8 protein-coding genes are annotated in these 8573 nt (G+C 71.6%); 4 read left to right on the top strand and 4 right to left on the bottom strand.

Annotated elements, in window-relative coordinates:
* The coding region (locus AC08ON_RS11220) for a GAF domain-containing protein (protein ID WP_476616923.1) at positions 1–515 on the bottom strand (515 nt) is incomplete at its 3' end.
* A gap of 113 nt (positions 516–628) precedes the next feature.
* Positions 629–868 carry a mycoredoxin gene (locus tag AC08ON_RS11215; RefSeq protein ID WP_476607520.1) on the bottom strand — a complete coding sequence of 80 codons (240 nt, stop codon included), beginning with the start codon at positions 866–868 and terminating at the stop codon, positions 629–631.
* Positions 869–962: 94 nt separating this feature from the next.
* On the opposite strand from AC08ON_RS11215, the gene AC08ON_RS11210 reads away from it, so the two are divergent.
* From AC08ON_RS11210 to AC08ON_RS11195, 4 genes are all read left to right on the top strand, one after another.
* On the top strand, positions 963–3188 hold the full coding sequence (locus AC08ON_RS11210; protein WP_476607519.1) for an ATP-dependent DNA helicase UvrD2: 2226 nt from the start codon (positions 963–965) through the stop codon (positions 3186–3188).
* A 152-nt stretch (positions 3189–3340) separates the two neighbouring features.
* Positions 3341–3625: a hypothetical protein gene (locus tag AC08ON_RS11205; RefSeq protein ID WP_476607518.1), complete on the top strand. Its 285-nt coding sequence runs from the start codon at positions 3341–3343 to the stop codon at positions 3623–3625.
* 110 nt (positions 3626–3735) lie between these two features.
* The gene (locus tag AC08ON_RS11200) at positions 3736–4026 is read left to right on the top strand and encodes a WhiB family transcriptional regulator (RefSeq protein ID WP_011438164.1); all 291 of its coding nucleotides are present in this window, start codon (positions 3736–3738) and stop codon (positions 4024–4026) included.
* A gap of 696 nt (positions 4027–4722) precedes the next feature.
* A complete protein-coding gene (locus AC08ON_RS11195; protein ID WP_476607522.1) occupies positions 4723–5673 on the top strand; it encodes an alkaline phosphatase family protein in 951 nt (316 codons plus the stop codon).
* A 43-nt stretch (positions 5674–5716) separates the two neighbouring features.
* Here AC08ON_RS11195 and AC08ON_RS11190 read toward each other — a convergent pair whose 3' ends face one another.
* Positions 5717–7426, bottom strand: a complete 1710-nt coding sequence (locus tag AC08ON_RS11190; RefSeq protein ID WP_476616922.1) for an ABC1 kinase family protein — start codon at positions 7424–7426, stop codon at positions 5717–5719.
* A 113-nt stretch (positions 7427–7539) separates the two neighbouring features.
* Positions 7540–8573: ThiF family adenylyltransferase (locus tag AC08ON_RS11185; protein ID WP_476616921.1), on the bottom strand; the 1034-nt coding region annotated here is incomplete at its 5' end.

The raw sequence follows: 8573 nt of genomic DNA, 5'->3' as shown, positions 1-8573 counted from the left end.
GCGAACGGTCCCCGCCCGCCGGGCGGGCCGCCGGGCGGGCGGGGACCGTTCGCGGAGACCGTCGGCGGGCTCGGCGCGGGAACGTCCCCGGTGACCGCGAGTGCATCGGCCACCCCGCGCAGCAGGGCCAGGATGTCGGCCGATACGATCACCTTGCTACGGTCCAGGCCGACGAGGAGGCCCACCAGCCGACCGTCCGTGCGGACCACCGGCATCGTGACATGGCTGCGTATCCCGAGCTGGCGGTATTCGGCCGTGTCGGATCCGGCGTGCGTCGGGTCAAGACCGGACGCCGTGGCGGGCGTGCCGTCGAGCACGCGGGCGACCAGGCTGTCCCCTCGGGGATAGTGCGTTCCCTCGTCGAGACCAGGGGAGGGACCTGTTACCCGGAGATAGCTCGCGGTCGTCGTCGATACCACGACGAAACAGGCCGTCTCCATCCGGTGAAGGGCACTGGCGGCCCGCAGCGCGGCATCGACGGTGCTCCACGCCTGTTCTGAAGGTGCTGACGACACAGGCCGAACTCTCCCACAAACTTCACGGGCAGTAACGGACACCGTCCCACGAGCCGGCCGCGTGTGCAGTGGGAAGGTAAGAACTCCCGAGATGTCGTTGCTCTACGTATCCGTTATGCGGCAGAAGTGGCCTTCTCTGTGACTTGGCGAAGGCTCGGGTTCGTCATCACAGTGCCATCGGGAAAGAGTACGACCGGCACGGTCGCGTTCCCGTTGTTCGCATCGCGGACACGTTGCTCTGCTGTCGGGTCCTGCTCGATATCAACGGTCGTGTACTCGATGCCGGCACGGTCGAGTTGGCGCTTCAGCCGAACACAGTAGCCACACCAGGAAGTCGTGTAGATCGTAAGCACGAAAGGGCCTCCAAGCCGCTGGTGACACAACGGTTCATGTAACCCCACCGCGGCGCCGTCGGTTCCCGCCGCGCGGCGGGGACTACCGTATCGGATGATGTCCGGACCGCCTGCCCTCGCCGCCCAGGCCGCCCATGTGCGATCGGGCAACGATCTGCTCGCCGCGCTCGATCCCGAACAGCGGGCCGCGGCCGGAGCCCCGCTCGGACCGGTCTGCATCCTCGCCGGCGCCGGTACAGGTAAGACACGCACCATCACCCATCGAGTCGCGCACATGGTCGCGCAGGGGGGGGTCGGGCCGGGCCAGATCCTGGCGGTGACCTTCACGGCCAGGGCCGCGGGAGAGCTGCGCGGCCGGTTGCGGGCCATGGGTGTCGATGGAGTGCAGGCCAGGACGTTCCATTCCGCGGCTCTCAAGCAACTGTTGTACTTCTGGCCGTCGGTCGCCGGGGTCGCGCTGCCTAAGGTGGAGAAGAGCAAGATCCCGTACGTGGTGCGGGCGGCCGCCCGCCTGCACCTGCGGCCGGACCGGGCCGAGCTGCGCGACCTCACCTCGGAGGTCGAGTGGGCGAAGACGACGCTTGTGACCCCGGCGGACTACGCTCGGATGGCGGCGGCGAGCGGGCGGGAGACCGCCGCTCCCCCCGAGACGGTCGCCCGGCTCTACGCCGCGTACGAGGAGGTCAAGCGCGACGCCGGTGTGATCGACATGGAGGATCTGCTGCTGCTGACCGCGGCGATGATCGAGGAGCACAGCTGGGTCGCGGCCGAGGTGAGGGCCAGATACCGCCATTTCGTCGTTGACGAGTATCAGGATGTCAACGACCTACAACAGCGTGTCCTCGACGCCTGGCTGGGGGAGCGCGACAGCCTCTGTGTCGTCGGGGACCCCCATCAGACGATCTATTCGTTCACCGGGGCGTCGCCCGAGCACCTGCTCGGATTCCCGCGCCGGTTCCCGGACGCGGCCGTGGTGCGTCTGATCCGAGACTACCGGTCCACCCCCCAGGTGGTCGGACTCGCGAACACCCTGATGCGGGCGGCCCCGGCGGCCCGCCTCGTCGCTGCTCGCCCGGACGGTCCCGCCCCGGTGTGGCTGGAGTGCGACAGCGAGCCGGCGGAAGCCGCCGCGGTGGCGTCCCGGATCCGCAGGCTGATCGACCAGGGCGTGCCGGCGAGTGAGATCGCCGTGCTGTACCGCACGAATGCCCAGTCCGAGGCGTATGAGGCGGCGATCGGCGGGGCCGGTATCGCCTACCTGCTCCGGGGCGGGGAGAAGTTCTTCGAGCGGACCGAGGTCGTCGCAGCCATGAGGTTGCTGCGGGCCGCGGTGCGCTCCGCCGACACCGACCGCCCGGAGGGACTCACGGCCGCCGTCGCCGACATCCTCGCAGCGCTCGGCTGGCGGGCGGACCAGCCCACGGTGGGCTCGGGCGCCGAGCGGGAACAGTGGGAGAACCTCGCCGCGCTGCACCGGCTGGCCGGTGATCTCGCCGCCCGTTCGCCCGAGGCCGACCTCGAGGCCTTCGTCGCCGAGCTCGGCGACCGCGCGACCCACGAGCATCAGCCGACGGTGCAGGGGGTGACCCTGTCGACCCTGCACACCGCCAAGGGCCTGGAATGGGATGCGGTGTTCCTCGTCGGGCTGACCGAGGGCACGCTTCCCCTCGTCCATGCCAGGACCGCCGAGCAGATCGCCGAGGAACGTCGCCTGCTCTACGTCGGGGTGACCAGGGCCCGTAGGCATCTCGTCCTGTCCTGGGCGCTGTCCCGGGCGGAGGGCGGCCGGCGGTCGAGGCGGCCGTCCCGGTTCCTCGACGATCTGCGTCCGATGCGCCGGGAGTCCGCGGCCGGCGTCCGCCACGGGGGGCGAGGCGAGGGCGCGAGGCCCATGGCCGGGGCGGAGGAGACCGGCCCGGGTCGGTCCCGGAGCAGGTCGGCGGTGCGGTGCCGGACGTGCGGCCGGTCGTTGACGGGTGTGCACGCGCGGGTCGGGCGCTGCGAGGGCTGCCCCGGCGACGTCGACGCCGCGCTGTTCGAGCGTCTGCGGGTGTGGCGTTCGGCGCGGGCGAAGGAACAGGGGGCACCGGCCTTCGTCGTCTTCACCGACGCCACGCTGCAGGCGATCGCCGAGAGCCGGCCGGGCACGGTGGCCGAGCTCGTGCGGCTGCCCGGCATCGGACAGGCCAAACTCGACCGTTACGGGGAGGAGGTACTCGCCCTTGTCGCGGGGCGCACGCCGCCGGTCGGGTCGCCGCCGGTCGGGTCGCCGCCGGTGGTGGAGTCACTGGGGTCCGACACGCCGCCCGACGCTTCGTAACTGGAAGTGTTCGCGGCGCAACACAGAAAATATGTTGTGGTTCGCGCTGCGAGCTTCTTCCGTTACCGAGGACGCCTGAAGCGGGCATGTGGAGTGACATCCGTCCGGGTCCCACGGACTCCGGGTCCCACAGAGAAGGAGGTGATTTCGTCGTGTTCAGCATCGTGATGGACAGAGCTGTCGCCGAGATCACCCGTCCGTGGGAGAACCGGCACGGCGCGGCATTTATGAGTGCCGCCATCGGTGCCGTCGTCGGTGCGTCCGCAGGCCGTGGCACGTACGCCGCCGTCCTCACGGTCCAAACGGTCCAAGCCGATGATCTGTCGGCCCAGGAGTCCGCGTTCCCGAACCCGGCGGGGGGCGTGGCGCCGGCGTCCGGCTATGCACACCGTCACTTCACCTTCCGGGGATCCGCCCACGATCCGCTCCTGGACTAGCGCCGACTGGAGCCGAATCCGAGGCCGCGGATCCCGATGGGGACCGCGGCCTTTGTCGTTTCGCTTCCTTCATCCCACCCGAAGACCAACCTGTCTCGGAGGTGACATCGGTGTTCGACCCCTCGGTCGTTTCCCGGATCGAGCGGGATCGTCTCGTCCTGCCCTGCTGGGACGTAGATCCTGACATGTTCTTCGCTGAGTCCCCGGCGGACGTGGAGACCGCCAAGGCCGTCTGCCGGACCTGTCCCATCCGGGCGGCGTGCCTGTCCGCCGCGCTGGACCGTGCCGAGCCCTGGGGAGTGTGGGGCGGCGAACTGCTGGTGACCGGCAGCGTCGTCCCGCGTAAGCGGCCCCGCGGCCGTCCGCGCAAGGAGCGCAAGGAAGAAGAGGTCGCCGCCTGAGCCCCCGTGCCACCAGTTGATCCCATGGGGGCGGCGGTGGCATCGCCGCACCAGCACGGGCGGGACACCGGATCGTCGGTGTTCCGCCCACCGGTGTTGCCGCGCTTTTCTTCCGCTGGTGCCTGCGGCCCCGGTACTGTTCCGGCGTGCCCAGCAGCGAGCGTGTCTACCCGGTGTCCACAGGTGCGGGTCCGGCCGGAGCGCCGGGACTGGCCGCATCCGACGATCTTTCTCTGGCCGTTGCCGTCCTCACCGGTCCCGAGCTGGCCGCGATCGTGGATCTTGTGGCCTGGGTCGATTCCGGCTGGCTCTACGTGGCGAACGCGATCGGTTCGTCGCGGTTGCCGGTGGCCGATCCGGACGGTCCCCGGGAACTCCGCTTCGGGCGTGATCCGCTCGGGTCGGAGGATCCGATGCACGGCGTGCCGCTCGCGGCGGCGCTCGCCGACCCGTCACCACCGAACGAGCGCAACTCCTACCCGTTCGCCGGACGGCGACTGCTGTCCGCCTTCGCCGATCCCAGCCGTTCACCCGATCTGATCGTCGTACACACCCCCCGGCACTACTGGCCCGACCGCGGCGGCCACCTGGGTGAGCACGGATCGTTGGATGCCGGCCAGTCCCGGGCTCCGCTGATCCTGTCCGGCGCGGGTCATCGACATCGGACCCACCCTCGCGGCCCTCGCCGGCGTGACCATGGCGGATGTGGAGGGGACGCCGCTCACCGATCTGGTGGGGCCAGGGGCCCGGCACGTCGTCGGCCTGCTCTGGGACGGGGCCAACAGCAACGACGTCCTGCACCTCGCGCACACCGGCGAGCTGCCGGGGGTCGCGCGTCTGCTCGCCACCGGGACGGCCCTGACCGGCGGCGCGATCGCCGAGTTCCCCAGCGTCACGTTGACCAACCACACCTCCGCGCTCACCGGAGTCGGGCCGGGCCGGAACGGCATCCTGCACAACGTGTACTTCGACCGGGCGACCGGCGAGCAGGTCATCGTCAACGACGTGCGGACCTGGCATTCCGCGTGCGATCAGCTTCGGGACGGGGTGGAGACGCTGTTCGAGGCCCTCGCGCGCGACCGACCCGGGGCGACCAGCGCCTGCGTGAACGAACCGGTCGACCGGGGTGCGGACTACTCGACCTTCGGGCTCGTGCGGGCTGCCGGTAACCACGGCGGGGCCGGCGATATGGGGGACTACCTGCCTGCGGCCGACGGCGACCCGCACGCCACCGCCCGCTGGGTAGGGGAGAACGCCGACTATGCCTGGTCCACCCGGGTGGACGCGCTCGGCCTCGCGCAGGTCCAGCAGCTCTGGGCGGCGGATGCGGTGCCCCCGGACCTGATGTGGTGGAACACCACCATCACCGACACCGGGCATCACGGGGGCGGCCCGTACTCCGAGCAGGCCCGCGCCGCGCTGCGGGACGCGGACGCCCGGTTGTGCGCCTTCCTCGACCTGCTCGCCGAGCGGGATCTGCTGGCCGAGACCGCGATCCTGCTGACCGCCGACCACGGCTCGGAGGCGGCGGATCCCACCTGCCAGGGCGACTGGGGGGCTGCGCTGCGCACCGCCGGGGTGCGTTTCCGGGACGAGGGATACGGCTTCCTGTATCTCGGCGTCGACATCGTTGACATCGTCGAGTAGCCGGGGGGTTGACCCGCCGGGCCGGCCCGTCAATAAGCGTCGGTCACGGTTGCGGGGTCGGAGAACGACTCCTCGTCCGGTGCCCGGCGGGGGCGGCCTTGCGGCCCGGCCCGGGTCGAGCCGCGGCGGAGCGGTTCGCCGGGGTGGAAGGCCGGCTCGGTTCGGCCGGCTCGGCCTGCAGGGGCAGCGCCGCAGGGGCGGTGGCCCGGTCGTCGGCAGTCGCCGGAGCGGTGTCGGCCGCCGACCTCCCGGCCTTGCGGGCCTTGGTCGTCCTGCCGGTCCGTCCTGGTCTGCGGGGTTTGCGCGGGCCGGGCAACCCGCCGGCCAGAACGACCGGGCCGTCCAGCGGCCGGACGATTCCGGTCTCGTCCTGGACGGGGAGAGCGGGCAGGGGACGACCGGGCCGGTTGGCGTCCTCGGCCGCGCGGGCGGTCGCCGTCCCCGGTTCGGCGAACCCGGGTTGCCAGCGCTCCATCTCGTCCCGGAAGCGGCCGGTGCTGCCCAGCTGGCACAGGATGCCGATCGCGCCGAGTGTCACCCGGTGGATGAGCAGGTACGACGGTGGCAGATTGAGCTGGCGACCGAGCTGTGCCGCCGCCGACCGCCAGTCTCCGAGCCTGGCGGCCTCCTTGCGCAGCCAGCCTCGGGAGAAGGTGAACTCCTCCACCGCGATCGGCTCCAGCATCGGGGCCAGATAATCCAGCAGGTCCTCGGCTCGGATTTCGGCCGACGGCGGGATGAAGCCCTCGCGGCGCAGTCCCTGCTCGACGGCGTCGGCGTCCCCGGCCAGGGTCTGTCGAGCCAGCCGGCCGATCGGCGCCGGCAGGCCGTCCGGCAGGCGGTTCACGGCGCCGAAGTCCAGGACGCCGAGCCGCCCGTCGGACAGCAGGCGGAAGTTGCCGGGATGCGGATCAGCGTGCAGCAGACCGGCGCGACCCGGGCAGGAGTAGAGAAACCGCACGAGCAGCAGGCCGGCGGTGTCGCGCTGCTGCGGGGTACCGTCCGCGATGATGACGGACAGGGGTATTCCCTCGATCCACTCGCTCACGAGCACCCGGCCAGAACCGGCCAGCGGCCGGGGGATGACGACGTCCGGGTCGTCCGCGTACGCCTCGGCGAAGGCCCCCTGCCAGGCGGCCTCCAACCGATAGTCGAGCTCCTCGGCGATCCGGGCCTTGAGCTCCTCGACCAGCGGCTTGATGTCCAATCCGGGAGTGACCGCGCCGAACAGCCGAGCGGCCCGGCCGAGCTGGGTGAGATCGGCGAGCAGAGCGGGACCCGCTCCCGGATACTGCACCTTCACCGCGACGGCTCGGCCGTCAGCCCAGACCGCCCGATGCACTTGGCCGATGCTGGCCGCCGCCGCCGGAACGTCGTCGAAGCTCGTGAACAGCGAGCGCCAGTCCGCTCCGAGCTCCTCGGCGAGCACGCGGTGCACCTCTGCCGCCGGCAGCGGGGGCGCCGCCTCCTGCAGCCTGGTCAGCGCCGCCCGGTAGGGCCCGGCGACGTCGTCGGGAAGCACCGCCTCGAAGACGGACAGCGCCTGGCCCAGTTTCATGGCGCCACCCTTGAGCTCCCCGAGCACCCGGAAGATCTGCGCGGCGGTGCGCTGCTGGAGCTCGGAGGCGACGGCCTCGGCGGGGCGACCACCGATGCGTTTGCCGACGCCGAGGGTGGCTCGGCCGGCTATTCCGATGGGAAGCGTGGCCAGCTTGGCGGTGCGGACGACGGCCCGCCGTGGGATCTCGGACACTGCTCCATCGTGCCCTGTTCCGCGTCGTCACGGGTGCCGGCCAGGCGTAATGACTCCAGGACGCCAAATGACCCCAGGACGCCGGCGCGGCGACCGCCCGCGGGGTGGAACGGTCACGTGGGTGCCACCGGCGAAGAGGTCTCCGCCGACGCGGCCGCCGATCGGGCGGTGCGGCAGGGACAGTTGGGGTGGACCGGCCAGGTGCGTCGGCGAATCCGCCAGCCGGGAACGGTGAACTCCAGCGTGCCGTCGGCGGTCACCGGTAGGACTGCGGTCACCGGTAGGACCGTGCGCGAGGAAGTCAATGTAATGAAGGTCTCATTGTGACTGCTTGCTGTCGGTGGCGGATGGTCCGAGTTGTCGGGATGTTGACCCGGGGTGGGTCTCGTGACGCCGGACAGGGCGGGCGGAGGCGAGGCGGCGAGGTCCAGAAAGGCCAGGGCCTGCATGGCGGTGAGCGCGGCGACAAGACCCGCCAGGGTGATCTCGCAGGCGTCCGACCCGGCGGCCGGGCGGTGGACCATCTGCATGGCGAGCACCGGCCAGACGGGGTTCCGGGAGTACCGGTGGAGGTGCTGGCAGTGCAGGCACGCGGTCACGGTCGGCACGACGAGCGGACCGACGATCCCCGTGGTCTCCCGCACTCCGGCCACGAGATGGGCGGTGCCTCGGCCTTCCAGATCGAGGCACTCCCCAGGGTGGATCATCGGCAGACCGACCGGAGCCAGCACGATCAGATCCGCGGCGAACCGGTCCTCGTCGGGCCGACGGTGCCCGGCGGCCTGCCGGCTGGCCCGGGTCACCGCCGCGCCGGTGGCCAGGGACCGGGGACGCCCCACATCGTCGAGGCGCAGGCCGCCCGGGGAGACGTCGGCGGCGGTCGTCACCTCGGGATCGTCGATGACGACGCGACCGATCCCGGCCGCGGCGAGCAGGGCCGCGACCTGAGCACCGACGCGACCGGCGCCGCGCACGAGGACCCGCATCGCCCGGCGGGTGGCGAGGACCCGGCGCGCACCGGCCGGATCCTCCGACACCAGGGACAGCGCCGCCAGGTCGGGCGACAGACGGTCATGCTCGACCGCGGGCAGCGGTGCCGCACCGGGAGGCGCCGTGGCGTCGTCCAGCAGACAGCAGGTCGAGCAGG

The sequence above is a fragment of the Frankia sp. CoWAU3 genome, from assembly GCF_977971855.1.
Note: the sequence above shows the minus strand (reverse complement) of the source record. Positions and strands in the feature narration are given on the sequence as shown.

What these genes read in the sequence shown, in the direction of transcription:
- AC08ON_RS11210 (WP_476607519.1), top strand. Translation starts at nt 963, where the DNA reads ATGATGTCCGGACCGCCTGCCCTCGCCGCCCAGGCCGCCCATGTGCGA.
- AC08ON_RS11195 (WP_476607522.1), top strand. Translation starts at nt 4,723, where the DNA reads ATGGCGGATGTGGAGGGGACGCCGCTCACCGATCTGGTGGGGCCAGGG.